Source organism: Microbacterium sp. NPDC089695 (assembly GCF_044749085.1).
Taxonomy (GTDB): domain Bacteria; phylum Actinomycetota; class Actinomycetes; order Actinomycetales; family Microbacteriaceae; genus Microbacterium.
The window spans coordinates 423,154-448,740 of the sequence record NZ_JBIVHG010000001.1 but is presented as its reverse complement, the minus strand read 5'-3'; the positions used below and the strand labels follow the sequence as shown (position 1 = coordinate 448,740).

24 protein-coding genes are annotated in these 25,587 nt (G+C 71.3%); 15 read left to right on the top strand and 9 right to left on the bottom strand.

The window, feature by feature from the left end:
- Positions 1-90: 90 nt before the first annotated feature.
- From ACIPYT_RS02265 to ACIPYT_RS02240, 6 genes are all read left to right on the top strand, one after another.
- A complete protein-coding gene (locus ACIPYT_RS02265) occupies positions 91-828 on the top strand; it encodes a DUF1684 domain-containing protein (protein WP_401070223.1) in 738 nt (245 codons plus the stop codon).
- Between the two features lie 48 nt (positions 829-876).
- Positions 877-1,926, top strand: a complete 1,050-nt coding sequence (locus ACIPYT_RS02260) for a biotin/lipoate A/B protein ligase family protein (RefSeq protein WP_401070220.1) — start codon at positions 877-879, stop codon at positions 1,924-1,926.
- Positions 1,905-2,876 carry a DNA-methyltransferase gene (locus ACIPYT_RS02255; RefSeq protein WP_401070217.1) on the top strand — a complete coding sequence of 324 codons (972 nt, stop codon included), beginning with the start codon at positions 1,905-1,907 and terminating at the stop codon, positions 2,874-2,876. The genes ACIPYT_RS02260 and ACIPYT_RS02255 overlap by 22 nt, the downstream gene beginning before the upstream one ends.
- A gap of 297 nt (positions 2,877-3,173) precedes the next feature.
- Positions 3,174-4,667, top strand: a complete 1,494-nt coding sequence (locus ACIPYT_RS02250) for a carboxylesterase/lipase family protein (protein WP_401070214.1) — start codon at positions 3,174-3,176, stop codon at positions 4,665-4,667.
- A 17-nt stretch (positions 4,668-4,684) separates the two neighbouring features.
- Positions 4,685-4,930 carry a CopG family transcriptional regulator gene (locus ACIPYT_RS02245; RefSeq protein WP_401070211.1) on the top strand — a complete coding sequence of 82 codons (246 nt, stop codon included), beginning with the start codon at positions 4,685-4,687 and terminating at the stop codon, positions 4,928-4,930.
- Positions 4,927-5,271: a type II toxin-antitoxin system PemK/MazF family toxin gene (locus tag ACIPYT_RS02240; protein ID WP_401070208.1), complete on the top strand. Its 345-nt coding sequence runs from the start codon at positions 4,927-4,929 to the stop codon at positions 5,269-5,271. The genes ACIPYT_RS02245 and ACIPYT_RS02240 overlap by 4 nt, the downstream gene beginning before the upstream one ends.
- 10 nt (positions 5,272-5,281) lie before the next feature.
- Here the strand turns inward: ACIPYT_RS02240 and ACIPYT_RS02235 are convergent, their stop codons facing one another.
- From ACIPYT_RS02235 to ACIPYT_RS02225, 3 genes are read right to left on the bottom strand one after another with little or no spacing between them, the layout of a single operon-like run.
- Positions 5,282-5,629 (bottom strand): cupin domain-containing protein, encoded by a 348-nt coding sequence (locus ACIPYT_RS02235; RefSeq protein WP_401070205.1) that lies wholly within the window; start codon positions 5,627-5,629, stop codon positions 5,282-5,284.
- Positions 5,626-7,032 (bottom strand): NAD(P)/FAD-dependent oxidoreductase, encoded by a 1,407-nt coding sequence (locus tag ACIPYT_RS02230; RefSeq protein ID WP_401070202.1) that lies wholly within the window; start codon positions 7,030-7,032, stop codon positions 5,626-5,628. The genes ACIPYT_RS02235 and ACIPYT_RS02230 overlap by 4 nt, the downstream gene beginning before the upstream one ends.
- Before the next feature lie 29 nt (positions 7,033-7,061).
- A complete protein-coding gene (locus ACIPYT_RS02225; RefSeq protein WP_401070200.1) occupies positions 7,062-7,529 on the bottom strand; it encodes an Lrp/AsnC family transcriptional regulator in 468 nt (155 codons plus the stop codon).
- Positions 7,530-7,629: 100 nt separating this feature from the next.
- On the opposite strand from ACIPYT_RS02225, the gene ACIPYT_RS02220 reads away from it, so the two are divergent.
- The 4 genes from ACIPYT_RS02220 to ACIPYT_RS02205 all read left to right on the top strand — a co-directional run bounded on the left by ACIPYT_RS02220 (position 7,630) and on the right by ACIPYT_RS02205 (position 12,538).
- The gene (locus ACIPYT_RS02220; protein WP_401070197.1) at positions 7,630-9,078 is read left to right on the top strand and encodes a gamma-aminobutyraldehyde dehydrogenase; all 1,449 of its coding nucleotides are present in this window, start codon (positions 7,630-7,632) and stop codon (positions 9,076-9,078) included.
- Positions 9,079-9,153: 75 nt separating this feature from the next.
- Positions 9,154-10,311 carry an ROK family transcriptional regulator gene (locus ACIPYT_RS02215; RefSeq protein WP_401070195.1) on the top strand — a complete coding sequence of 386 codons (1,158 nt, stop codon included), beginning with the start codon at positions 9,154-9,156 and terminating at the stop codon, positions 10,309-10,311.
- Entirely contained in the window at positions 10,308-11,216 is a 909-nt protein-coding gene (locus ACIPYT_RS02210; protein ID WP_401070192.1) for a polysaccharide deacetylase family protein, read from the top strand. Before ACIPYT_RS02215 ends, ACIPYT_RS02210 begins: the two co-directional genes overlap by 4 nt.
- Complete coding sequence (locus ACIPYT_RS02205) at positions 11,213-12,538, top strand: MFS transporter (protein ID WP_401070189.1); 1,326 nt, start codon at positions 11,213-11,215, stop codon at positions 12,536-12,538. The genes ACIPYT_RS02210 and ACIPYT_RS02205 overlap by 4 nt, the downstream gene beginning before the upstream one ends.
- Here ACIPYT_RS02205 and galE read toward each other — a convergent pair.
- The 3 genes from galE to galT form a co-directional block, all read right to left on the bottom strand.
- Positions 12,535-13,512, bottom strand: coding sequence for a UDP-glucose 4-epimerase GalE (galE, locus tag ACIPYT_RS02200; RefSeq protein WP_401070186.1), 978 nt, complete (start codon positions 13,510-13,512; stop codon positions 12,535-12,537). The two genes, ACIPYT_RS02205 and galE, sit on opposite strands and share 4 nt — an antisense overlap.
- Positions 13,513-13,601: 89 nt before the next feature.
- Positions 13,602-14,780: a galactokinase gene (gene galK, locus ACIPYT_RS02195; RefSeq protein ID WP_401070183.1), complete on the bottom strand. Its 1,179-nt coding sequence runs from the start codon at positions 14,778-14,780 to the stop codon at positions 13,602-13,604.
- Positions 14,777-15,955, bottom strand: coding sequence for a galactose-1-phosphate uridylyltransferase (galT, locus tag ACIPYT_RS02190; protein WP_401074715.1), 1,179 nt, complete (start codon positions 15,953-15,955; stop codon positions 14,777-14,779). The genes galK and galT overlap by 4 nt, the downstream gene beginning before the upstream one ends.
- Before the next feature lie 135 nt (positions 15,956-16,090).
- On the opposite strand from galT, the gene ACIPYT_RS02185 reads away from it, so the two are divergent.
- Both ACIPYT_RS02185 and ACIPYT_RS02180 read left to right on the top strand, forming a co-directional pair.
- The gene (locus ACIPYT_RS02185; protein ID WP_401074712.1) at positions 16,091-17,038 is read left to right on the top strand and encodes a LacI family DNA-binding transcriptional regulator; all 948 of its coding nucleotides are present in this window, start codon (positions 16,091-16,093) and stop codon (positions 17,036-17,038) included.
- Between the two features lie 139 nt (positions 17,039-17,177).
- A complete protein-coding gene (locus ACIPYT_RS02180) occupies positions 17,178-18,281 on the top strand; it encodes a glycerate kinase (protein WP_401070180.1) in 1,104 nt (367 codons plus the stop codon).
- Positions 18,282-18,388: 107 nt separating this feature from the next.
- Here ACIPYT_RS02180 and pgm read toward each other — a convergent pair whose 3' ends face one another.
- Positions 18,389-20,032 (bottom strand): phosphoglucomutase (alpha-D-glucose-1,6-bisphosphate-dependent), encoded by a 1,644-nt coding sequence (pgm, locus tag ACIPYT_RS02175; RefSeq protein WP_401070178.1) that lies wholly within the window; start codon positions 20,030-20,032, stop codon positions 18,389-18,391.
- A 74-nt stretch (positions 20,033-20,106) separates the two neighbouring features.
- Between pgm and pheA the strand changes: the two genes are divergently transcribed.
- On the top strand, positions 20,107-21,057 hold the full coding sequence (gene pheA, locus ACIPYT_RS02170) for a prephenate dehydratase (protein ID WP_401070174.1): 951 nt from the start codon (positions 20,107-20,109) through the stop codon (positions 21,055-21,057).
- A gap of 192 nt (positions 21,058-21,249) precedes the next feature.
- Complete coding sequence (locus ACIPYT_RS02165) at positions 21,250-22,086, top strand: hypothetical protein (RefSeq protein WP_401070171.1); 837 nt, start codon at positions 21,250-21,252, stop codon at positions 22,084-22,086.
- A gap of 167 nt (positions 22,087-22,253) precedes the next feature.
- Here ACIPYT_RS02165 and ACIPYT_RS02160 read toward each other — a convergent pair whose 3' ends face one another.
- A complete protein-coding gene (locus tag ACIPYT_RS02160; protein ID WP_401070169.1) occupies positions 22,254-22,460 on the bottom strand; it encodes a methyltransferase in 207 nt (68 codons plus the stop codon).
- 90 nt (positions 22,461-22,550) lie between these two features.
- Complete coding sequence (locus ACIPYT_RS02155) at positions 22,551-23,585, bottom strand: LLM class flavin-dependent oxidoreductase (protein WP_401070167.1); 1,035 nt, start codon at positions 23,583-23,585, stop codon at positions 22,551-22,553.
- Positions 23,586-23,636: 51 nt separating this feature from the next.
- Between ACIPYT_RS02155 and ACIPYT_RS02150 the strand changes: the two genes are divergently transcribed.
- The gene (locus ACIPYT_RS02150) at positions 23,637-25,370 is read left to right on the top strand and encodes a cation:proton antiporter (RefSeq protein WP_401070164.1); all 1,734 of its coding nucleotides are present in this window, start codon (positions 23,637-23,639) and stop codon (positions 25,368-25,370) included.
- Positions 25,371-25,587: the final 217 nt, after the last annotated feature.

Sequence of the window (25,587 nt, the reverse complement as noted above, 5' to 3'; positions counted from 1 at the left end):
GACGGAGGGTGAATCCGCGTGACGTCGCGCCCTCCCGGCATCCGCTCCTCGCCATAGATTCGCGGCTGGAGGGTGAGAGGGAGGTGCACGGTGGGCTTCGAGGAGGAGTGGCGGCACTGGCACGAGTCGCGCGAGCGCTACGCCGGCGCCGAGTACGGGCCCGCCGCGCTCGAATCGACGAACTGGCTCATCACCGAACCCGCGGCCGTGGAGGGCGTTCCCGGTCTGTGGGCGCTCACGGGCGACGGCGGCATCCGCGGCAGCGACCTCGGTACCGCCGGCGACATCGTCACGCTGCGGGGGCGCGAGACGATGCGACTCGGGCGGCGCGAGCTGCGCGTGTTCGACCGGCGCGGCGTCGTCGCGCTGCGGGTGTTCAATCCGCGGCGGCCGCAGCGCGAGCGCTTCAGCGGCATCGACGCGTACCCGCCACGGGAGGGGTGGCGGGTACGGGCCGATTTCGAGGCGACGCCCGACGAGACGATCACGATCACCGCGATCGACGGCGCCGTGCACGAGCAGCCGCTCGCCGGGCGCCTGCGCTTCGAGCTCGACGGCATCCCGTTGTCGTTGTCGGCGACGCGCACGCCGCAGGGCGCGCTGACCGCCGTCTTCGCCGACGGCACGAACGGCACCGAGACGTACCGCTTCCGGTTCCTCCCGATCGAAGAACCGGATGCCGGGGGATCGGCGATCATCGACTTCAACCGGGCGTACCTCCCGCCCTGCGCGTTCTCCGACCAGTTCGTGTGCCCGCAGCCGCCGCGCGAGAACCGGTGGTCGCTGCCGATCCGCGCGGGTGAACGCGCCGTCGTGCTCGGGCGCTGAGCCCGGCATCCGCCCCCGTCCGCGCGGAGCGCGCCTTAAGCTGGAACCGTGCACGGAGAATACAAGGTCCCAGGCGGAAAGCTCGTGGTCGTCGACCTCGAGGTCGAGGACGATCGGATCGCGCGATTCCGCCTCGCCGGCGACTTCTTCCTCGAGCCGGACTCGGCGATCGACGACATCGACGCCGCCGTGAACGGCCTGCCCGTCGAGTCCGACGCCACGACCATCGCCGCCGCCGTGCGCGCGGCGCTCCCCGAGGGGGCGCAGCTGCTCGGCTTCACGCCCGAGGCTGTGGGAACCGCGGTGCGCCGCGCCCTCGTCACCGCCCCCGGGTGGGGCGACTTCGACTGGGAGATCGTGCACGAGAAGGCCGTGTCCCCGCGCATGAACCTCGCGCTCGACGAGGTGCTCACCGCCCGCGTCGGCGAGGGGCGTCGCCGCCCCACGCTGCGCATCTGGGAGTGGGACCAGTCGGCCGTCGTGATCGGCTCGTTCCAGTCCTACCGCAACGAGGTCGACCCCGAGGGAGCCGACCGGCACGGCTTCGACGTCGTGCGCCGCATCTCCGGCGGCGGGGCGATGCTCATGGCCGCGGGACAGATCATCACGTACTCGCTGTACGTCCCTGCATCCCTCGTGCAGGGGATGACGTTCGCCGACTCCTATGCGTTCCTCGACGACTGGGTGCTGCAGGCGCTGCGCTCGCTGGGCATCGACGCCGTCTACCAGCCGCTCAACGACATCGCGAGCTCCTCGGGCAAGATCGGCGGTGCCGCGCAGAAGCGCCTCGCGAACGGCGGGGTGCTGCACCACGCCACGCTCTCGTACGACATCGACGGGCAGACCATGACCGAGGTGCTGCGCATCGGCCGGGAGAAGCTCAGCGACAAGGGCACGACCTCGGCGGCCAAGCGCGTCGACCCGCTCCGCAGCCAGACGGGCCTGTCGCGCGCTGAGATCATCGAGCGGTTCATCGCCACGTTCCGGTCGCTCACGCACGCCGAGGACGGAGCGATCACGGCTGACGAGTACGCCGACGCCGAGGCGCTCGTCGAGTCGAAGTTCGCCACGGACGCGTGGCTGCACCGGGTTCCGTGACCGAGGGCGCGCCCGGCGCCGTCACGGTCATCCAGGGCGACAACCTCGCGGTCGCCGCGACGCTGCCCACGGCATCCTTCACGCTCGTCTACCTCGACCCGCCGTTCAACACCGGACGCGCGCAGGAGCGGCAGATCGTGACGGCCCGTCGCACGTCCACAACTCCGGAGAACCCGTCCGTCGCGGTGGACACGCCCCCGGAATCACGCGAGGGCGGCGACGATGCGAACCCGGATCTCCGGAGTTCTGAACCGGAGCACCGCGCGACCGAGGTGCGGCACGGGTTCCACGGCCACGAGTACGAGCGGGTGCGGGGCATGTTGCGCACCTACGACGACCGCTTCGACGACTACGGGGCGTTCCTCATGCCGCGCCTCGAGGAGGCCTGGCGGCTGCTCGCCGACGACGGCACGCTGTACCTGCACCTCGATTACCGCGAGGCGCACTACGCCAAGGTCATGCTGGATGCCGTGTTCGGCCGCGACTGCTTCCTGAACGAGCTCATCTGGGCGTACGACTACGGGGCGAAGTCGCGGCGGCGGTGGCCGACCAAGCACGACACGATCCTCGTGTACGTGAAGAACCCGCGGGCGTACGTGTTCAACTCCGACGACGTCGACCGCGAGCCGTACATGGCTCCGGGGCTCGTCACGGCCGAGAAGGCCGCGCGGGGCAAGCTGCCGACCGACGTGTGGTGGCACACGATCGTGCCGACGACCGGACGCGAGAAGACGGGGTACCCGACGCAGAAGCCCGAGGGCATCCTGCGCCGCATCGTGCGCGCGTCGAGCCGCCCCGGCGATCGGGTGCTCGATCTCTTCGCGGGCAGCGGCACGACCGGAGCCGTCGCCTCGGCGCTCGGGCGCGACGCCGTGCTCGTCGATGACAGCCCCGAGGCCGTCCGGGTCATGAGCGAGCGGATGCCGCACGCCGAGGTCGTGCAGGGCTGACCCGCTCGTCTCGCCGAGTCGGCATGTTGCCGCCGAGGGGACACGGTGCCGACGTCGGGATCATACGGATTCGGCGGGAACATACGCCCTCGGCGCCGCTCTCGGCGCGGAGGCCCTGCGGGGCTGCCCCGGCATCCCTGGTGCGTGCTCGCTCGTCCGTTCGCCCGCCGAGTCGGCATGTTGCCGCCGAGGTGACACCGTGCCGACGTCGGGATCATACGGATTCGGCGGGAACATACGCCCTCGGCGCGGAGGCGTGCAGGGCTAGCGCCCTGCCGCATCCGGCAGACTGCTGGGATGAGTGAATTCGTCGAGGTCGACACCGCTGCAGGGCGCGTCCGCGGACGCTGGCGCCCGACCGCGGGAGGGCAAGGCGCGGGAGGGCAAGGCACGCAGGGGATGCCGCGATCGGCGGCGTTCCTCGGCATCCCGTTCGCGGAGCCGCCCGTCGGCGACCTGCGCTTCGCCGCCCCGGTCCCGCATGCGTCGTGGGAGGGCGTGCGAGATGCGCTCGAGTTCGGCGCGACCGCGCAGCGCGGCGACCAGGGGGACACCCTGATCCCCGAGCCGAGCGTCGAGGGCGCATCGACCCTCAACGTGAACGTGTTCACGCCCGACCCCGCGGCGAGCGGTCTGCCCGTACTCGTCTGGATCCACGGCGGCGGCTTCACGACCGGGTCGCCGGCGAGCCCCTGGTACGACGGCCGTGGCTTCAACCGCGACGGCGTCGTGACCGTGACGCTCTCGTACCGCCTGGGCTTCGAGGGCTTCGGCTGGATGGACGGCGCGCCGACGAACCGCGGCGTGCGCGACTGGCTGCTCGCGCTCGAGTGGGTGCAGCAGAACATCGCGGCGTTCGGCGGCGACCCCTCGCGCGTCACGATCGCGGGGCAGTCGGCGGGTGGCGGGGCCGTGCTCACGCTGCTCGGGATGCCGGCCGCCCAGCACCTGTTCCACGGCGTGTACGCGCTGTCGTCGGCGCTCACCGACGTCACGTCCGCGCGGGCGGAGGCCTTCGGGCGAGCGCTCGCCGCGTCCGCCGGGGTCGAGCCGACCGTCGCCGGGATGTCGAGCGTCGACGAGCTGCGCCTGCTCGCGCTGCAGAAGGAGGCGATGAAGCTCAGCCCGACGGGCATCGCCGGTCTCGTCGACCACGGACTGCCGCTCGGGCCGACGGTCGACGGCGACCTGATCCCCCGCCCCACGCCCGCCTCGCTGCGCGCCGGCATCGGCGCCGACAAGCCGCTCGTGCTCGGCGCGACCGACGACGAGTTCTCGATGGTGTTCGGTGGCGCCGCCGCGCAGGCGCTGCGCTGGGTGCCTCGCACCGTGCTGCTGAACCGGCTCGGGCTGCCCCGTGGCATCCGTGCCGAGTACCTCGCCGCGAACGCCGACATCGTGCGCCTCGGAAAGCCGCGTCTCGCCGGACGCGTGCTCACCGATCGGATGTTCCGCGTCGGCGTGCTGCGGGTGTCGGACGCCCGTGGCGACGCGCCGACCTGGGTGTACCGGTTCTCCTGGCCCTCGGGTCGCTTCGGGTTCGCCGAGCACTGCCTCGACGTGCCGTTCTTCTTCGACTGCCTCGACGGCCCGCGCATCGAGAACCTCGCCGGTCCGAACCCGCCCCAGCGCCTCGCCGATGAGGTGCACGCGTCAGCCGTGGCGTTCGTGACCGACGGCGATCCGGGGTGGCCGCGGCACGAGGGGGATGCCGGCATCGTGCGCGTCTACGACAGCGAGACCCGCGATGTCGCGGACGCCTACGCGACGGTGCGCCCGCTGCGGGTATAAATGGTTATACTCGGATCATGAAGACAGCGATCTCGGTCCCGGATGGCGATTTCGCGCGCTTCGAGCGCGTAGCGCGTCGACATGGCATGAACCGCTCCGAGTTCTATCGTCTGGCGGGTGCACGACTCGCGGACGAGCTGGAAGGCGCCTCGGATCTCACGCGTATCGCTGACGATGTGCTCGCACGCGCGGCCCGTGCTCCCGGTGATGACCTGTTCGTGCGAGCGAACGAGGAGCGTCTGGGCGGAAGCGCGGACTGGTGATCCGTCGCGGAGACGTCGTCTGGGTGGACTTCGGAGTTCCGCGCGGCTCGGAGCCGGCGAAGGTTCGCCCGGCGGTCGTGCTGCAGGAGGATTGGCTTCTCGACACGAGAATCGAGACAGTCCTGGTCGTGCCGTTGACCTCCAACACGACCCTCGAGGGCTTTCCCGGAAACGTGCTCGTTCCGGCTGCCGCGTCCGGCCTCGATCGGGACTCGGTCGCCAACGTCAGCCAGGTCGGCCCCGTCAGTCGGGAGTTTCTCGACCCTTACCCGGCCGGACGACTCGCCGCGTACCTGTTGACCCAGATCGGAGCCGGCGTTCGACTCGTATCGGGCGTGTGACTCTGAGCCTTCAGGCGATGTAGACCTTGCGGAGGGTCTCGGTGACGGTCCACACGGTGCGCATGCCCTCGGCGAGACGCACGAGCGACCCGGGGCCCACCTCGATCGACGGCAGCGCCGGCTCGGTGAACTCGATGAGTGCGCGTCCGGACAGCACCACGAACACCTCGTCGGCCTCGGTGTCGGACGCCGTGCCCGGCGTCATCTCCCACACCCCGACCTCGACCCCGGCCAGCTCGTCCACCGCGACGGTGCCGGTCGTCGGAGAGCCGAGCGCCACCTCGGATGCCGGTAGCGCCGTGTGCACGAGCGGCAGCGTCGCAGCATCCACCGCGGCCCCCGGAGCGAGCGAGGTCACGAGTCGAACCCCATGCCGACGGCATCCAGGGTCTTGAGGAACAGGTTGCGCCTGCCCTCGTTGTGATCCGCCTGATCCATCGCGGCGCGCACCAGGTTGATGCCGATCGCTGCGGCGGGCTCGGGCGGGAACGGGATCGGCTTCTCGCGCACCATCGCGAGCTCGGTGCGCTCCGTGGTCTCGCCCGACAGCTTGTCGAGCATGACGTCTGCCGCGAAGCGCGCGGCTCCGACGCCCAGTCCAGTGAAGCCGGTCGCGTACGCGACCCGACCGCGACGAGCCGTGCCGAAGAACGCGCAGAAACGGCTCGACGAGTCGATCGCGCCGGCCCAACGGTGCGTGAACCGCAGTCCCTCCAGTTGCGGGAAGGTCGTGAAGAAGTGCGAGGCGAGCTTGCGGTGGCTCTCCATCCGGTCTTCGTACTGCGGGCGCACCTTGCCGCCGAAGTGGTACACGGCGTCGTAGCCGCCGAACAGGATGCGGTTGTCGGCCGTGAGCCGGTAGTAGTGGAACTGGTTCGCGCTGTCGGCGAGCCCCTGCCGGTTCGACCAGCCGATCGCCGCGAGCTGCTCGGTCGACAGCGGCTCGGTCATGAGCACGTAGTCGTACACGGGCACGGTCATGAGGCGGTTGCGCTTCAGGAGCGAGGGGAACACGTTCGTGCCGAGGGCCACCGCGTCGGCTGTCACCCGTCCGCCGTCGCGGGTCACGACCGTGACCGGGCCCGACCCGTCACCGGAGATCTCGCGCACGAGCGAGTTCTCGTGGATCTCGACGCCCAGTTCGACGGCGACGCGCGCGAGCTCCAGTCCGAGTTTGGCGGGGTGCACCATGGCGCAGGCGTCGCGCTCCCAGGCGCCGGCGAGGAACGTGGGGGAGTGCACCTCGGCCTGCACGGCCTCCCGGTCGAGGAAGCCCTCCTCCTCGCGCAGCCACTCGACCTGGTGCGGCTCGACCGCGACGGCCAGTTGACCTGTGCGCTCGAAGTCGGCATCCATCTCGTAGCGGCGCACGGTCGCCTCGATCCCGTCGAGGTTCTCGAGGCCCAGCTCTTCGAGGCGGTCGATCTCCTCCGGCCAGCGCGTGACGCCGTTCTCGTGGCCGTGCGTGAGGCTCGCCTCGCAGAATCCGCCGTTGCGGCCGGACGCCGCCCACGCGATGCGCGCGGCCTCCAACAGCACGACCGAGCGGCCGGGGTCGCGCTCCTTCGCCCTGATCGCCGTCCACAGCCCCGTGTAGCCGCCGCCGATGATCACGAGGTCGGCCCTGGTGCTGCCGCGGAGCGGCGGGTGGGCAGGCCGCTCGACGTCGTCGAGCCAGAACACGCTCAGCGCCGTGCCCTGCAGGGACGCGTCGATGACGGCATCCGACGGGCGCTGGCGTTCGAAGACGGTGGTTCCCATGGTCACTCCGATGCGGTGGCGGGCGCGCGTCAGCGCGTGCCCCAGTTGTAGAGGTCTTTGTAGAGCCCCGCGTACAGCAGGCTCTCGGTGTGCGTCACGCCCGGGATGGTGCGGATGCGGGTCGCGATGAGATCGAGCAGGTCGGCATCGCTCTCGCACACGGCCTCGACGAGGATGTCGTAGGTGCCGAGCGTGACGACGACGTACGCGAGCTCGGTGATCTCGGTGAGCTTCTCGGCGATCGCGCGCGGATCCCCCGTGACGCGGATGCCGATCATCGACATGCGGTGGAAGCCGAGCTGCATGGGGTCGGTGACCGCGACGATCTGGATGATGCCGGCTTCGGTCATGCGCTGCACGCGCTGGCGCGCCGCGGCTTCGCTCAGACCCACCTCGCGGCCGATCTCGGCGTAGGGGCGGCGGCCGTCCTCCTGCAGCAACTCGACGATCCGCTTCGAGATGTCGTCGAGCACGGGCTGCTTCGTCGGGGCGTTCATGTGTCGATATTGACAGGCGAACGGTAGTCACGCAACTGATTCCATCGTCATTCTCAGGTGACTCTTCTGTATTCGCACTCCGCTCGCTACCATGGCGACCATGGCCACCGAGCATGCGCGCACCGAGCTTCTGCAGAACTTCATCGGCGGGGCGTTCGTCGCCGCGAACGGCACGGGACGGATGCCGTTGATCGATCCGGCGACCGAGCAGACGTATGGCGAGCTGCCGATCTCCGACGTCACCGACGTCGACGCCGCGTACGCCGCGGCCGCCGCCGCGTTCCCGATCTGGCGCGATACGACCCCGGCCGACCGGCAGCTCGCGCTCTTCCGCATCGCCGACGAGATGCAGGCGCGTGCCGAGGAGTTCGCCGATCTCGAATCGAAGGACACGGGCAAGCCGCGCGCGAGTCTCGTGGCCGACGAGATCGTGCAGTCGATCGATCAGCTGCGCTTCTTCGCTGGCGCTGCGCGCAGTCTGGAGGGTCGCGCGGCCGCGGAGTACCTCGCGGGTCACACCTCGTTCGTGCGCCGCGAGCCGATCGGCGTGATCGGCCAGGTCACGCCGTGGAACTACCCCCTCAACATGGCGGTGTGGAAGATCGCCCCGGCACTGGCCGCCGGCAACACGGTCGTGCTCAAGCCCGCTGAGTCGACGCCGCTCACCACACTGCTGCTCGCCGAGATCGTCGCGGTGCACACCCCGGCGGGAACGCTGAACGTCGTGCTGGGCGATCGCGACACGGGCGTGGCGCTCGTCGAGCATCCGACTCCGCAGATGGTCGCGATCACGGGTTCGGTGCGCGCCGGCATGGCGGTCGCCCGCTCGGCCGCCGCCGACGTCAAGCGCGTGCACCTCGAACTCGGCGGCAAGGCTCCGGCGATCGTGTTCCCCGACGCGTCGATCGAGAAGGCCGCCTCCGGCATCGTCACCGGCGCCTTCTTCAACGCGGGTCAGGACTGCACGGCGGCGACGCGCGTGCTCGTGCACTCCTCGGTGCACGACGAACTGGTCGCCGCGCTCGTCGAGCGGACGAGGACGGATGCCCGCACCGGCGGCCCGCACGAGGAGGGCGTGCTGTACGGACCGCTCAGCAGCGCGGCGCAGCTCGACCAGGTGTCCGGCTTCGTCGAGCGCCTGCCCGCGCACGCGACCGTCGTGACCGGTGGGCGGCGCCAGGGTGAGACCGGCTACTTCTACGAGGCCACGATCGTCACGGGGATGCGCCAGGACGACGAAGCGGTGCAGGGCGAGATCTTCGGGCCGGTGCTCACGGTGCAGTCGTTCGAGACCGAGGAGGAAGCGCTCGCGATGGCGAACGACGTGCCCTACGCGCTCGCCTCGTCCGTGTGGACGACCGACCACGCCAGGGCCATGCGGTTCTCCCGCGACCTCGACTTCGGCTGCGTGTGGATCAACACCCACATCCCCTTCGTGTCGGACATGCCGCACGGCGGCTTCAAGCACTCGGGGTACGGCAAGGACCTCTCGCAGTACGGTTTCGACGACTACACGCGCCTCAAGCACGTCATGACCGCGCTCGACTGAGACGGCGCCCTGCGGCTCGACCAGTCGGACACGATGTGTCTATGCTGGGTCGGACGTCGACCCGGGGAGACACTCATGGCACGACCGCTCGCCGGTCCGCAGACGCTGTTGCGCACTCTGAACGGCCGCGCGATCCTCGAATCGCTCGCCCGTCGGGGGCCGCTCACCCGCGCCGAGCTCATGAGCGAGACCGGCCTCTCCCGCACTGCTGTGACGCAGGTGCTGAGGATGCTGGAGGGCTCGGATGCCGTCGCCGCGGCCGGCGTCGACCGTGAGACCCGCGGCCCCGCGGCCGGACGCGTCGGGCTGCATCCCACGCTCGGATTCGCCGCCGCCGTGCACGTCGAGCCCTCGGCCGCCCATGTCGCCCTGGTCGACGCGACCGGAGCCGTGCGCGTCGAGAACCACGGCCCGCTCCCGTCGCGCGGCGACCGCGTCGGCCCGGTCGCCGAGCTGATCGAGGCCTGCCTCGAACGCGTGCACGGACCGCTGCACATCACGATCGTGGGCGTGCCGGGCATCGTCACGGCCGACGGTTCCATCCGCGACGACCAGGGACCGGACGGCGGCGCATTCCGTTCGGCACTCGCCTCCCGGTTGGGAGCACCGGTACGGGTCGAGAACGACGTGAACCTCGCGGCGCTCGCGGAGCTGGCCGACGGCCGCGGCGCCGAGCTCGCGAGCTTCGCGCTGCTGCTGCTCGACGACGGGCTCGGCGGCGGCATCGTGATCGACGGCACCCTGCACCGCGGATTCTCCGGCGTCGCGGGCGAGATCGCGTTCCTGCCGCAGACCCCCGTGCCGATCGGCGCCCCCGTGCTCGGCGACACGGTCGTGCGCGACCTCGCGCTCGCGCACGGGCGTGACGCGGAGCAGAGCATCCACGAGCACCTCGACGCGGCGGCGGAGGGCGACGAGGCCGCGCTCGCGATGGCCGCGGAGATGGGCCGCCGGCTGACGATCGTCGCGGGCAGCATCGCGCTCGTGCTCGACCCCGAGGCGTTCATCCTCGGCGGTGTCGCGGCGCACCCCGTGCTCGTCGACGCCGTCGCACGCGTCGCCGACGAGTACGCGGCGCAGCTGCCGATGCGATTCCTCGTGTCGACGTTCGGCCCCGAGGCACCGCTCGTCGGCGCCGTGCAGGAGTCGGCCGACGCGCTGCGGGCGACCGTCTTCTCCCGACTCGTCCCCTCGGTCGAGCGGGGGTCGCTCCTCGGGCAGGCCGATCGATGATCTCCGACCTCGCAGATCGCCTGGGCCTCGAGCCCGGCGCGAGGGCCGTCATCGTCAACGCCGACGACTTCGGCATGTGCCACGCGGCCAACACCGCCATCATCCGCCTCCTCTCGACCGGTCGCATCGACTCCACGACCGTCATGGTGCCGTGCGCGTGGGCGCCGGAGGCACTGGCGTTCGCGGCATCCCGGCCCGATCTCGACGTGGGCGTGCACCTGGTGCTGACCAGCGAGTGGACGAGGTACCGGTGGCGCCCGCTCACCGGCACGGGCACGTCGCTGGTCGATGCCGCCGGGTTCTTCCCCGCCGATGTGCTCGCGGTCGAGCGTGACGCGACCACGGTCGACGTGGCCGCCGAGGTCGCGGCGCAGCTGCAGGCGGCCCTCGACGCCGGCGTCGACGTCACACACCTCGACAACCACATGGGCTCGGTCTACGGGCTGCTCACGGGACGCGACTTCCTCGCACCGGTGCTCGAGATCGCCGCCCGGCACGGGCTGCCGTTCCGCCTGCCCCGCACGATGGAGGGCGCCGCCGGCGATCCCGCGCTCCAGGCCCAACTCACCGAAGCCGCCGCCGCGGCCGACGCGCTCGGCGTCGAGATCGTCGACCGCCTGTGGACGCATCCGTTCGAGCCCGCCCCCGGCGAGACTTACGAGCAGGTGCGTGACGGATTCATCGCCCTGCTGCGCGCTGTGCCCGCCGGGGTCACCGAGATCTACCTGCATCCCATGACGGATGACGAGGAGCTGCGCGCCGTCGTCGATGTCGGCGCCGAGAAGCGCGGCCACGAGCTGCGTCTGCTCGACGACCCCGCCGTGCTGCAGGCCGTCGAGGACGAAGGCCTCGTGCGCATCGGGTGGCGCGAGCTGCGCGCACTGCAGAGAGGGGAGCGCTCGTGACCTCGCTGACGTCGCGGCTGCGTGACCGGCGACTGGACGTCGCACCCACCAGAGCTCGGGCCGTGGCGTTCGGGGCCTCCGGGTTCCCGACGCAGCTCATGGCGCAGACGTTCTCGGCGTTCGTCGTCTACTTCTACGTCACGCACCTCGGTGTCGCGCCGGGCTGGGTCGCGGCCGCCATGATCGCGCACGGCGTCCTCAACGCGGTGCTGAATCCGGTCGTCGGGGCGCTGTCCGACCGCATCCGCACCCCGTGGGGTCGCCGCATCCCGTGGATCGGGATCGGCATCGTGCCGCTCGTGGTCGCGTTCGCTCTCGTGTGGATGCCGCCCGACCTGCCGACCGCCGGCCTCATCGTCTGGTTCCTCGTGGTCGTCGCGGTGTACGACATCGCGTTCGTGGTGGTCGTGCTCAACGTCTCGGCCCTGTTCCCCGAGATCTTCCGCACCACCGAAGAGCGCGCCCGCGGCAACGTGCCGCGGCAGATTTTCGCGATCCTCGGCATGGTGCTGGGCACGGCGGGAGCCCCCGCCCTGTACGGCATGATCGGCTGGGCGGGCATGGCGATCGTGCTCTCGGCCGTGTGCCTCGGGATGCTGGTGTGGTCGTTCGCAGGCGGCATGATCGAGCGCCGCGTGCCCGAGGCCTCCTCCGAGGCCATGCGCTGGGGCGACCAGCTGCGCTACACGTTCGCGAACCGGGCGTTCGTGCCGTACGTGCTCGGCTCGCTCTTCGTACAGACGTCGATCGCCGTCATCCTCGCCGCGATCCCGTTCTACGTGCGGTACTCGCTGGGCGCCGCAGAGGGCGAGGGCAGCCTGCTGCTCGGTGCGATCTTCGTCACCGCGATCCCCTCGATCGTGCTGTGGAGTGCCGTCGTCCGCCGCACCTCGCCGCGCACCGCCCTGCTGTGGAGCGTCGCCGTGTTCGGGGTGGCCGTGCTCGGCTATCTGCTGCCGTCGAGCGTTCTCGCCGCGGCCCTCGTGGGCGTCGCCGTCGGCGTCGGCGTCGGCGGTCTGCTGCAGCTGCTCGAGGTGGTGCTGGCGCAGATCATCGACGAGGATGCGGTCCGCACGGGGCATCGACGCGAGGGTGCCTACTTCGGGATCAACGGCTTCGTGGTGCGCGGATCGGTCGTGCTGCAGGCGGTCGTGGCGGCGGCCGTGCTCACGGCATCCGGTTTCGACGCGTCGTTCGGCGACGCTCAGCCCGACACGGTCGACGGCGGCATCCGCATCATGGTCGCGGTCGTGCCGCTCGTCTTCACCGCGCTCGCCTGGCTCTGCTTCTGGCTCTACCCGATCCGCTCGCGCGACGTCTAGCTCGCGCGGCGGCGGGCCTCCCAGCCGGTGCGCACCATCTCGTCGACCGAGTAGCGCATCGTCCAGTCGAGGTCACGCGCCGCGAGCTCTCCGGTGGCCACGATGCGGTCGGGGTCGCCCGGGCGCCGCGGGCCGACCTCCGGGGTGAAGTCGATGCCGGTGACACGGGCCACGGCATCCATGATCTGCTTCACGCTCAGCCCGTCGCCCGAGCCGAGGTTGTACGCGGGCTCGATCGCCTCGCCTGCCGCCATGCGCTTCGCGGCGGCGACGTGGGCTGCTGCGATGTCGCCGACGTGCACGTAGTCGCGCACGTTCGTGCCGTCGTCGGTCGCGTAGTCGTCGCCGAAGATCTTCGGGGTGCGCCCGTCGAGCAGCGCCTCGAACACGATCGGGAACAGGTTGTGCGGGCTCACGTCGTACACGGTCGGGTCGGCCGAGCCGACCACGTTGAAGTAGCGCAGCGACGTGTGGCGCAGCGGAGCATCCGAGTCCGCCGTGGCGACCGCCTGGTCGCGCAGCAGCCACTCGCCGATCAGCTTCGACTCGCCGTAGGGGCTCGCGGGACGCTTGGGGGTGTCCTCGACGACCAGCGGTACGTCGGGGGTGCCGAACACCGCGGCCGACGACGAGAACACGATGTTCTGCACGCCGGTCGCCTGCATCGCCTCCAGGATGACGCGAGTGCCCTCGACGTTCTGCGCGTACGTGTGCAGGGGCCGCTGCACAGAGACGCCCGCGTACTTGTAGCCGGCGACGTGGATGACGCCCTCGGCCGCGTACTCGCGCAACGTGTTCTCGACGAGCTCGCGATCGAGGATGCTGCCGCGCACGAACGGCACGCCCTCGGGCGCGAACGAGTCGACGCCGCTGGAGAGGTCGTCGATGATCACGGGGGTGAGTCCGGCGTCCGCGAGTGCGCGGACGACGTGGGCTCCGATGTAGCCGGCGCCGCCGGTGACGATCCAGGACATGCGTTCCTCTCCTGCCGCGCGACGCGGCTCGGTCCGATTCTTCCAGGTCGCGGTCGCGCAGTTTCCGGGCTCGCGCCCAGGTGCGCGTGTCAGGCGTCGCGCCGGGCGCCCGCCGACGGCGTCACCGTGAACACCTCGGGGTCGGCGAAGACGGATGCCGAGAACGCCGCGCGCACGGCATCCGTCACCGCGGCTTCCGCGTCGCGCTCGATCAACGCGATCGCCGCGCCCCCGAAGCCGCCGCCCGTCATGCGCGCGCCGATCGCCCCCGCCGCGAGCGCGGCGTCGACGGCCGTGTCGAGCTCGGGAACCGAGATCTCGAAGTCGTCGCGCATCGAGGCGTGCGAGGCCACCAGCAGGTCTCCGATGCCCCTGGCGCCCTGTGCGCGCAGCGTGCGCACCGTGTCGAGCACGCGCTGGTTCTCGGTCACGACGTGGCGCACGCGCCGGAACGTCACGTCGTCGAGGAGCTCGCGCGCGCGATCGAGATCGTCGACCGAGACATCGCGCAGGCTCGCGACGCCGAGCGTGCGGGCGCCGAGCTCGCACGAGGCACGGCGTTCGCGGTACCCGCCCGTCGAGTGCGCGTGCGCGACACGGGTGTCGATCACGAGGATCGCGAGACCGGCCTCGACGACGCCGACCGGCACGGGTTCGGCTTCGAGCGAGCGGCAGTCGAGGAAGATCGCGGCATCCGGTTCGCCGAGCATCGACGCCATCTGGTCCATGATGCCGGTGGGAGCGCCCACCGCCTCGTTCTCGGCGGTGCGGCCGATGCGGGCGAGAGCCGTGCGATCGAGTCCGGCGGCCCAGAGGTCGTTCAGGGCGGATGCCGTGGCTCCCTCGATCGCGGCCGAGGAGGAGAGCCCGGCGCCGACCGGCACGTCGGAGGTGATCGCGATGTCGACGCCGTGGCCGGTCACGCCCGCTCGGCGCAGCGCCCAGGCGACGCCGAGCGGGTAGGCGGCCCACTCGGGCACGCGCGGCGCATCGCCCGTCGGGGTCGGGAACAGATCGTCGAGCTCGTCGAGGGCGACCTCGACCGGGGCATCGGCGAACGTCGAGGCGACCCGGATGCGACCGTCGTCACGGGGGCCGACCGCCGCGACCGTGCGGTGCGGGATCGCGAACGGCAGCACGAAGCCGTCGTTGTAGTCGGTGTGCTCGCCGATGAGGTTGACCCGACCGGGTGCCGACCACAGCCCCGTAGGCTCGGCGCCGGTCGAGGCCGTGAACAGAGCGGATGCCGCGTGCAGCGTCGTGGTCATGCCGTCACCTCCGGAATGCTCTCGACGGCGGCGCGCAGACGTGCCGCTCCCTGCTCGGGGGTGACCTCGGCCGCCCAGGCGCCCATCGCGGCCTCGGACCCGGCGAGGAACTTGAGCTTGTCGGCGGCGCGCCGCGGACTGGTGAGCTGCAGGTGCAGGCGCACGCTGTCGCGTCCGGTGTGCACGGGGGCCTGATGCCACGCCGCGATGTAGGGCGTCGGCGTGTCGTACAGGGCGTCGACGCCGCGCAGCAGCCGCAGGTAGAGGGGTGCGAGCTCGTCGCGCTCGGCATCCGTGGTCTCCGCGAGGTCGGCGACGTGACGGTGCGGCATGAGGTGCACCTCGAGCGGCCAGCGCGCCGCGAACGGCACGAACGCGGTCCAGTGCTCGCCGCGCAGGACGACGCGCTCCGAGTCCTGTTCGAAGGCGAGGATGCGGGCGAACAGGTCGGGCCCGCTGCGGGCGATGCTCTCGAGGGTGCGGGTCGTGCGCGGCGTCACGTACGGGTAGGCGTAGATCTGGCCGTGCGGATGCGGAAGGGTGACGCCGATCGCCTCGCCACGGTTCTCGAACGGGAAGACCTGCTCGATGCCTGGCAGCGCGGAGAGGGCGGCGGTGCGGTCGGCCCACGCCTCGATCACGGTGCGGGCGCGGGTCGCGGTCTGGGTGCCGAACGATCCGGTGTGCTCGGGGCTGAAGCAGACGACCTCGCAGCGTCCGACCGAGGTGCGGGTGCGTCCGAGCCCGGGCGTCGCCAGGTCGTCGAGGCCGCGGGGCGGATCACTCGCCGCCGGCGCGTGGCCGTGCGCCGTGGCGAGCGCGGGGCCGAAGGCGGGGGAGCGGTTCTCGAACACGGCGACGTCGTAGCGCGACGGCACCTCCGAGGGGTTGGTCGGGGTCTGCGGGGCGAGCGGATCGGCGTCGGCGCTCGGCATCATGACGCGGTTCTGGCGGTTCGCTGCGACCGTGATCCAGTCTCCCGACAGCACGTCGAACCGCATCGTTGCCGTCTCGCCGCGGGCGTCGAGCGCGCGGGTGTCGACGGCGCGTTCGGGGCCGAGGGTCGTGCCGGGATCGTCGAAGTACAGCAGCTCCCGTCCGTCGGCGAGCGTCGTCGCGCGCTTCACGACGCCGGCGCGGAGGGTCTCGGCGCGGAACTCCGGAGAATTGACCATGTTCACGTCAACATGGTCGCACGGGGTGCGTGGTAACGTCAACATGCCGGAGTTGCGACAGGAGAGGGGTGGCAGGTGAGTGACCGCATCCCCGCAGGGCAGGTCGCGCCGAGGTCGACCCCCGCACGGGTGTCGATGGCCACGGTGGCAGCCGCGGCCGGCGTCTCGGGACAGACGGTCTCGCGCGTCGTGAACGGGAGCCCGCGCGTCGACCCCGCGACCCGTGAGCGCGTCGAGCGCGCGATGGCCGAGCTGGGGTACCGCCCGCATCGCGCGGCGCGCGCGCTGCGCACCGGGCGCTCGCACACGATCGGGTTGGTCGTCACGACGCTCGCGACGGTCGGCAACTCGCGGATGCTGCAGGCCACGGCCGATGCGGCGGCGGCTCGCGGCTACGCTCTCATGCTCATGACCGCCGGCGACTCGGTGGGAGAGGCCTTCGCCCGGCTCGTCGAGCAGGAGGTCGACGGAGCTCTCGTGCTGAACGAGGCGTCGGCGCTCGTGCCGGCCGCCGAGCGACCCGCCGATCTGCGGCTCGTCGTGGTCGACGCCCCCGCCGACCACGGCCTCGTCGTCGTGCACAGCGACCACGCGGGAGGGGCGGCCGCCGCGACCGGGCGTCTGCTGGCGACGGGGGCGGCGACCGTGCACCACCTCGCGGGCCCTGCGGACTCGTTCGCGGCGAGCGAGCGCGAGCGAGGATGGCGGGAGACCCTGCTCGCGGCGGGCGCGGACGTGCCACCCGTCGTGCGCGGCGACTGGACGGCCGAGGCGGGTTATGCCGCGGGGCAGCGGCTCGGCGACGCGGCAGCCGTCTTCTGTGCCAACGACCAGATGGCATTGGGGCTGCTGCGAGCGCTCGCCGACTCAGGGCTCCGGGTGCCCGACGACGTCGCCGTGATCGGCTTCGACGACGTACCCGAGGCGGCGAACTTCCGCCCGCCTCTCACCACGGTCCGCCAGGACTTCGAGGCGCTGGCGCATCGCGCCGTCGCGCTGCTCGTCGCCGAGATCGAGGGGGCGGCGTCGCCGGCATCCACGGTCGTCCCGACGACCCTGATCGAGCGCTCCAGCAGCCGCTGACGGGACGGTCCGTCGGTTGCGATGTCTGACCGGCGGCGACGGCCCGACGACAGGAGTCTCCTCGCCAGTAGGCTCGGCTCATGAGCCTCTCGCAAACCCTCTCGCGAGTGCGGTCGACAGGCCCCTTCGGGGTCGCCGCATGACCCGCGTGGTGCTCGCTCCCGACAGTTTCAAGGGCTCGATCACGGCTGCCGACGCCGCGGACGCGCTCGCCGAGGGATGGGCGTCGGTCGATCCGACCGCGGAGTTCGTGCGCCGCCCGATGGCCGACGGCGGGGAGGGCACAGTGGCCGCGTTCGCGGCGGCGGTCCCGGGCGCGCGTCGGATGCCGGTCGCGGTCGACGGCCCCGCCGGTCGACGCATCGACACGACATGGCTCCTGCTTCCACCCGACCCGGCGAACCCCGGCGGAACCGCCGTCGTCGATCTCGCCTCGACCTCGGGCATCGAACTGCTCGACGACCTGCGCCCCTGGGATGCCGACACGACGGGATTCGGGCAGGCGATCGCCGCGGCTCTCGACCACGGCGTCTCGCGCCTCGTCGTCGGCATCGGATCGAGTGCGTCGACCGACGGCGGCATCGGCATGCTGACCGTGCTGGGCGCGAGGGTCGTCGACGCGGACGGCGTGCCGGTGCCACGTGGCGCCCGAGGGCTCGCCGACATCCACACGGTCGATCTCAGCGGGCTGCGGGCGGCCCCCGAGGTGCGCGTGCTCACCGATGTCACGAACCCGCTGATCGGCTCGCGTGGGGCGGCGGCCGTGTTCGGCCCGCAGAAGGGTCTCGTCGCCGCGGCGGACATCGGCGCCGTCGACGCCGGTCTCGCGCGCCTCGCGGCTCTGCTCGACCTCGATCCGACGACAGCCGGCACAGGGGCGGCGGGTGGAACCGGGGGTGCGCTGCTCGTCTGGGGAGCGACCCTGGCGCCGGGCGCGGCCGAGGTCGCCGAGCTCGTCGGACTCGAGCAGGCCGTCCGCGACGCCGACGTCGTGATCACGGGCGAGGGGTCGTACGACGGGCAGTCGGGCGACGGCAAGGTCCCCTCGTTCCTCGCCGCGATCGCCGCCTCCGCGGGCGCGACGGCGCTGCTCGCCGCCGGACGCATCGCCGACGACGCCGACACGGCGCTGTTCGCGGCATCCGCTTCGCTCACCGACCTCGCCGGGTCATCGGATGCCGCGCTGCGGGAGCCCGCCCGCTGGCTGCGGGAAGCCGGATCGGTGCTGGCCCGCGCGGTCTGACGCCGCGCGTTTCGTCTCGTCGCTGCGCTCCTCGCTCAACGACCAGGAGAGCCGATGGTCGTTGAGCGAGCGCAGCGAGACGAAACGCGGTGACCTGGCGCTCCTGCTCAGCCCTCGAGCGCGGCCGACACGACGGCCCTCGCCTCCTCCTGCACCTCGGCGAGGTGCTCGGGCCCGCGCAGGCTCTCGGCGTACAGCTTGTAGACGTCCTCCGTGCCCGAGGGGCGCGCCGCGAACCACGCGTGCTCGGTCTGCACCTTGAGGCCGCCGATCGCGGCGCCGTTGCCCGGCGCGTGCGACAGCTTGGCGGTGATCGGCTCCCCCGCGAGGGCCGTGGCGGTCACGGCATCCGGCGCGAGCCTGCCGAGGGTGCTCTTCTGCTCGGGCGTCGCCGGCGCGTCGACGCGCTGATACGCGGATGCTCCGAACGCCGCTTCGAGTTCGGCGTAGCGCTCCGACGGGGTCTTGCCCGTCACCGCGATGATCTCGGCGGCCAACAGGCACAGCAGGATGCCGTCCTTGTCGGTCGACCAGACCGAGCCGTCCTTGCGGAGGAACGAGGCGCCGGCCGACTCCTCGCCGCCGAACGCGACGCTGCCGTCGAGCAGGCCGGGCACGAACCACTTGAACCCGACGGGTACCTCGAGCAGACGACGTCCCAGTGATTCGGCCACCCGGTCGATGATCATCGACGACACGAGCGTCTTGCCGATCGCGGCGTCGCGCGGCCACTCGGCGCGGTGCGAGAACAGGTAGTCGATCGCGACCGCGAGGTAGTGGTTGGGGTTCATGAGTCCGGCGTCGGGGGTGACGATGCCGTGGCGGTCGGCATCCGCGTCGTTGCCGGTGAGCACGTCGAAGTCGCCCTTCTTGGCGACGAGCGAGGCCATCGCCGAGGGCGACGACGGATCCATGCGGATCTTCTCGTCCCAGTCGAGCGTCATGAAGCGCCACGTCGGGTCGACCTCGGGGTTCACGACCGTGAGGTCGAGGTCGTGGACCTCCTTGATGAGCTGCCAGTACTCGACCGAGGCGCCGCCGAGCGGGTCGGCGCCGATGCGCACGCCGGCGCGGCGGATCGCGTCGACGTCGATGATCGACGACAGGTCGCGCACGTACGCGTCGCGGAAGTCGTAGCCGGGCAGAGCATCCCAGTCGATGTCCGAGAAGCGCTCGCGCTTCACGCCGTCGAGCCCCGCGGCGATGAGCTCGTTCGCGCGGTTCGCGATCCAGCCGGTCGCGTCGGTGTCGGCGGGGCCGCCGTGCGGCGGGTTGTACTTGAACCCGCCGTCGCGCGGCGGGTTGTGCGACGGGGTCACGACGATGCCGTCGGCGCGGCCCGCGGCATCCGGAGCGAGGTCGCGGTTGTACGTCAGGATCGCATGGCTGAGCGCCGGCGTGGGCACCCAGGCGTCGCGCGAGTCGACCCGTACGTCGACGCCGTTCGCGACCAGCACCTCGATCGCGCTGCGCTCGGCGGGGAGCGACAGCGCGTGCGTGTCGCGACCGAGGAACAGGGGGCCGGTGATGCCTTGAGCTGTGCGGTAGTCGACGATCGCCTGCGTCGTGGCGAGGATGTGGTCCTCGTTGAAGCTCTTCGTCAGTGACGACCCGCGGTGGCCGCTCGTGCCGAAGACGACGCGTTCGGCCGCGACGGCGGGGTCCGGGCGGCGATCGTAGTAGGCGGCGATCAGCTCGTCGACGTCGATCAGGTCAGTGTCCTCCGCGGGGAGGCCGGCACGGCTCGTCATGCAGACAGTCTGCCCCCATCTCGGCATCCGCGCACCCTCGGAGTCGGTCGGTGGCAGGGCGGGCGTGCCCTACAGTGAAACGCGTGACCGAACGCCGCACCTACAGTTATCTGGGCCCCGCCGGAACGTTCACGGAGGCGGCTCTCGACCAGGTCGCCGACGCCCGCGGACAGGACCGCCGGGCCGTGCACAACGTGGGCGAGGCTCTCGCCGACGTGCTCGAGGGGCGCAGCCACGCGGCCATGATCGCGATCGAGAACTCGATCGAGGGCGGCGTCTCGACCACGCAGGACGCCCTCGCCACCATCCCCGGGCTCCGGATCATCGGCGAGTACCTCGTGCAGGTCAACTTCGTGCTCGTCGCCCCGCGGGGCACGCAGCTCTCCGACGTCTCGGTCATCGCCGCGCATCCCGTGGCCTACGCCCAGTGTCACGGCTGGCTGGGTGAGCACCTGCCAACCCACTCGCACGTGCCCGCCGCGAGCAACGTCGCCTCGGCGATCGGCATGCTCGACGGGACGCTGCCCGCGCAGGCGGCCATCGCCGCTCCCGGAGTCGTGAAGCACCTCGACGTCGACGTGCTCGCGGAGGGCATCGGCGACAACGCTCAGGCCGTCACGCGGTTCGTGCTCGTCACGCGCACCACCACGGCGCCGGAGCCGACCGGCGCCGACAAGACCTCGCTCATCGTCGAGCTGCCGAACGACCACCCCGGTTCGCTCCTCGAGATGCTCGAGCAGTTCTCGACCCGCGGGATCAACCTGTCGCTGATCCAGTCACGGCCCATCGGCGACGAGCTCGGCCGCTACCGGTTCGTGATCGACGCCGACGGGCACATCTCGCACGAACGCATGGCTGACGCACTGCTCGGCATCCGTCGGTTCAGTCCGCGCGTCGTGTTCCTGGGGTCGTACCCCCGGGCCGACCGGCAGATCGTGCAGTACCCCGACCGGTACGCCGACGACGTGTTCGTCGAGGCGCGCGACTGGCTGCGCGGCATCCTCTCCGGCGAACCCGAGGCGTAGCCCGGGCCCGGGTGTCTCTCCCGGACGAAAGATCAAAAGTGCCTCGGAACGAGAGTCTTCCGAGGCATTTCTGATCTCCCCTCCGTGCGACTCGGCCTGCACAACCGGCGCGGGAAGTGAGCTCTTCTCCGATCGCGACAGAGCGAGGCGTGCGGCACGCCGCCGAGGTCGCGAGCCGGAGATGATTCCCGGATGCGACACGTCACGGAGATCCCGACCACCCTCGGAGCGCACTTCCATGTGGCTCAGTCCGGGGCACTCGGAATCGGCAGGGGGAGGACGGATGCTGCAGACCTGACGCGCCCGTTCCACGGGGTGCGTTCGATCGAGCGGCCGACGACGTTCATCGAGACAGTCCGGGCGTACCTCCCGCGCCTGCGTGACGGGCAGCGATTCATCGGACGCACCGCTGTGCGGTTGTGGCAGCTTCCCCATCCCCGCCCCTGGCGACCGGGGGAACCGCTCGAGATCGCCGTCGCACCCGACCGGAGTCCGCCGCGTGCGCGAGGCGTGAGCGGACGACGCCTCCTGGAATCGCGCGCGCAGACCTGCCGGGTTCAGGGTGCTCCCGCGGTCGATCCGGTCGCTGCGGTCCTCAGTCTCGTTCCGCGGCTCTCCACAGGCGAACTCATAGTGCTGTTCGATGCTCTCGTCACGACGAGCGTCAACTATCCGGGGCTCGACATCGTCCGCCGCCCGATCCTCACGACCGAGGAGATCGGCGAGCGGATGGACGAATGGGGACGGTTCCCCGGCGCCGTCGTCGCTCGGCGGGCCCTGGGGTCGACGCGTGAGGCGGTGGAGTCTCCCAAGGCGACGCAGACCAGGTTGATGATCGTCGCCGCCGGCCTGCCGGAGCCGACGATCCAGCACGAGGTGTGGGCGGGCCGCGAGTTCGTCGCGCGCATCGACCTCTCCTACCCGCGTTCGCTCATCGGGATCGAGTACGAGGGCGACGGCCATCGCACCGACAAGGCGCAGTGGCGACGCGATGTCGCGCGACAGCGTCGTCTCGAGGACCTGGGGTGAAGCGTGATCCGCCTCACCCAACGGGACCTGGTCGAGCCGACCGAGTTCCTCGCCCGCATCCGTCGTGCACTCGCGGCGCGAGACCGGCCCGAAAGATGAGAAATGCTCCGGAAAGCGGCTGTTCGGACGCGTTTCTGATCTTTCGTCGCCCGGCCCGCCGGGCAGGGTCAGTGCTCGCGGAACATCGGCCAGTCGCTGCCCGGTCGCATCTTCGAGTGCAGGGCGCCCTTCGCCGAGGCGAGGCTCGGGTAGGTGCCCGTCGCGGCATCCGACCCGGCCATGACGACCGTGTATCCCTCGTCGTCATGTCGGATGCTGCCGACCACGCCGTTCGTTCCGTATGCCACCCAGAGGGCCAGGGTCTTCGTGCTCATGGTCGAACCCCTTCTGTCGATGAGGGTGACGCTACGCCCGACGGCGCCCGAAAACCAGCCCTTGCCGGGGCGATCGTCGCGAGCCGCGGATCAGGATGCCCCGGCGATGAGCTCGAGGGTCAGGGCGCGGCCGCCGGCGGCGTCGCGCGGCTCGGCCTCGTAGGCTCCCGCGACCGGCGAGAGCATGACCTCGTCGACCCCGTGCGTCGTGGCGAACTCCTGCACCTCGGCGGCCACGGATGCGCCCGTGCCGACGAACCAGCGCGAGCGCGCGGCCTCGATCACCTGTTGTTCGGCCGATTCGATCGTGGCGGCCTGCGCCTCCTCGACCGTCTCGAGGGCGATGAGCGGCTTGTTGAGGCGCAGCCGAGCCATCATGCGCAGCTGGGGCAGGGCGCGGGCCTCGGCCTCCTCCTGCGTGGGAGCGGCGACCGCGTTGACGGTGAGGAAGGTCCGCGGCTCGGGGTGCTCCTCGCTCGGGCGGTACGAGCTCCGGTACAGATCGAGCGCGCGTTCTAGGCCCTGGCCCGAGAAGTGGTTCGCGAACACGTACGGCAGCCCGTGCGAGGCGGCCAGCTGCGCCGAGTAGTCGCTCGATCCGAGCAGCCAGATCTCCGGGGCGCCGGTCGCGGCGGGCGTGGCCCGCACCGTGTACTCGCCGCCCGAGGTGAAGCGCACGGTCGCGCCCTCATCCGAGGTGAGCGCCCCGATGTCCTGCACATGTCGCGGGAACTGCTCGACGTCGCTCGTCGTGCCCGAGCCGCGCAGCAGTTGCGTGATCACCGGGTCGCTGCCCGGTGCGCGACCGAGTCCGAGGTCGATGCGCCCCGGTGCCATGGCCTCGAGCGCAGCGAACTGCTCGGCGACGATCAGCGGCGCGTGGTTCGGCAGCATGACGCCGCCCGACCCCAGGCGGATCCGCGACGTACGCATCGCGGCCGCGGCGATCAGCACCGGGGGAGTGGTGGAGGCCACCGCCGGCATGTTGTGGTGCTCGGCGAACCAGAAACGGCGGTAGCCCAGCCGGTCGGCCTGCTCGGCGAGGGACAGGGAGGCCGCGATGGCCTCGGCGCTGGTCTGCCCGGTGCGCACCGGGACGAGGTCGAGGACGGAGAGAGCGGTCACCCCGACACCAACGCATCCGCGCGGGCAGGAATTCCCCGTATCTTGAGGGGCATGGATGCCGAGATCTTCTATGTGCTCGTCGGTGCGGTGGTCGTGGCGGCGGTCGCGCGATGGCGCGGCTGGCCGGCGCCGCTGCTCGTGACAGTGGTCGCGCTCGCGGCATCCTTCCTGCCCTTCGTGCCCGACGTCGACATCGACGGGCACCTGCTGCTGAACCTCGTGCTGCCGCCGCTGCTGTACTCGGCTGCGCTCGACGTGTCGTTCGTGGGGTTCAAGCGCAGCCTGCCGCAGATCCGCCGGCTCGGCATCACTCTCGTGCTGCTGACCTCGCTCGCGGTCGGGCTCGTGGCGTGGTGGATCCTGCCCTCGCTCACGCTGCCGGGCGCGCTGCTGCTCGGCGCGATCGTCGCCCCGCCCGACGCGGTCTCGGCCGCCGCGATCGGCCGCAAGCTCGGCCTGCCCCGCCGCATCATGACCGTGCTGTCGGGGGAGAGCCTGATCAACGACGCGACCTCGCTGACGCTGTACCGCGTGTTCGCGGCGATCATCGCGGGGGCGACGCTCACGGTGTGGGACGGCGTCTGGCAGTTCCTCCTGGCGGTCGGCGTGGGCGTCGCCGTCGGACTCGTGTTCGGCGCGGTGCTGCACCAGCTGCGCATGCGCGTGAACGACGCGGTCGTGATCGGCACGTTCGGGCTCCTCGCCCCGTTCGGGGCCTACGCGATCGCGGAGCACCTGCTCGGCTCCGGTGTGCTCGCGGTCGTCGCGATGGGTCTGTTCGTCGGCTACAACTCGCCGCGCACCGACTACACGACCCGTCAGCAGGAGAAGCCGCTGTGGCTGTCGGCCGACCTGCTGCTCGAGAGCTTCGTGTTCGCGTACATCGGCCTGCAGTTCCCGCGGGTGCTGAGCGATCTGGGCGGCGAGGAGGTCCCGCGCATCCTGCTGCTCTCCGGGGCCGTGCTGCTCGTCGTGCTGGTCATGCGCCCGCTCTACGTGTATCCGACCAACATGTGGTCGAACTTCCAGGACCGCCGGCGCCTCGAGCGCTGGGACCGCAGCGTCGCCTCCGGGGCCTTCGACGAACGCCGCCGCGAGTCGAAGCGCTGGAAGGAGTACACGCCCGAGGAGTTGCGGTCGAAGATCGTGCGCGATCGGATGGCGGGGCTCCAGCTCACGTGGAAGGACAACGCCGTGATCTCCTGGGCGGGGATGCGCGGCGTCGTGACGCTGGCCACCGCACTCGCCGCGGCCGACCTCGCAGGGCTCGACACCGAGCCCTCGCACGCGATCGTGGTGGTCGCCTTCATCGTCACGGTCGGGACGCTGCTGCTGCAGGGACTCACGCTGCCCATGCTGATCCGTCGTCTGGGTATCGCGACCGATGCCGAGGAGGAGGAGGACGAGCGCGCGCTCGAGGCCGTCAAGGCGAAGAGCCGTGAGGCGGGCAAGGAGTTCCTCGCCGAGAAGCGTGCGCAGTGGGAGGCGAAGCACGGCCCCGCCGACCTCGACATGTTCGACGCGTTCACGAAGCGCATGACCCGGGTGCAGAAGGACACCGACGAGGCGCAGGAGGTCGAGGACGCCGCGGTGCACCGCCCCTCGTTCGACGACCTCGTCGCGCTGTCGCGCGGGTGGCTGCAGGTGCGGCGCGACATCCTCGTGCAGGAGCGCGACGCCGGCAACCTCGACGAGGAGGTCATGCGCGAACTCATGACGGCGATGGATGCCGAGGAGCTGGCGCTCGACACGAGAGGCGCGACCCGCCAGCAGGGCCGCGCCTGACGGCATCCTGTCTCTCGCCCACGCCCTCGCCCTATCCGTGCCCTCGCCCTGTCTGGGCGCCGAAAGTGCATGTTCCCGCCGAAACCGTATGAAAGCGGCGTCGGGATGTGGTCATCTGGGCGACTTCATACACTCTCGGCGGGCGGGCCGCGGGAAGGGCAGGGGAAGGATGCAGAAGCGCCCCGCCCCGGAGGGGGCGAGGCGCTTCACGGCGTGA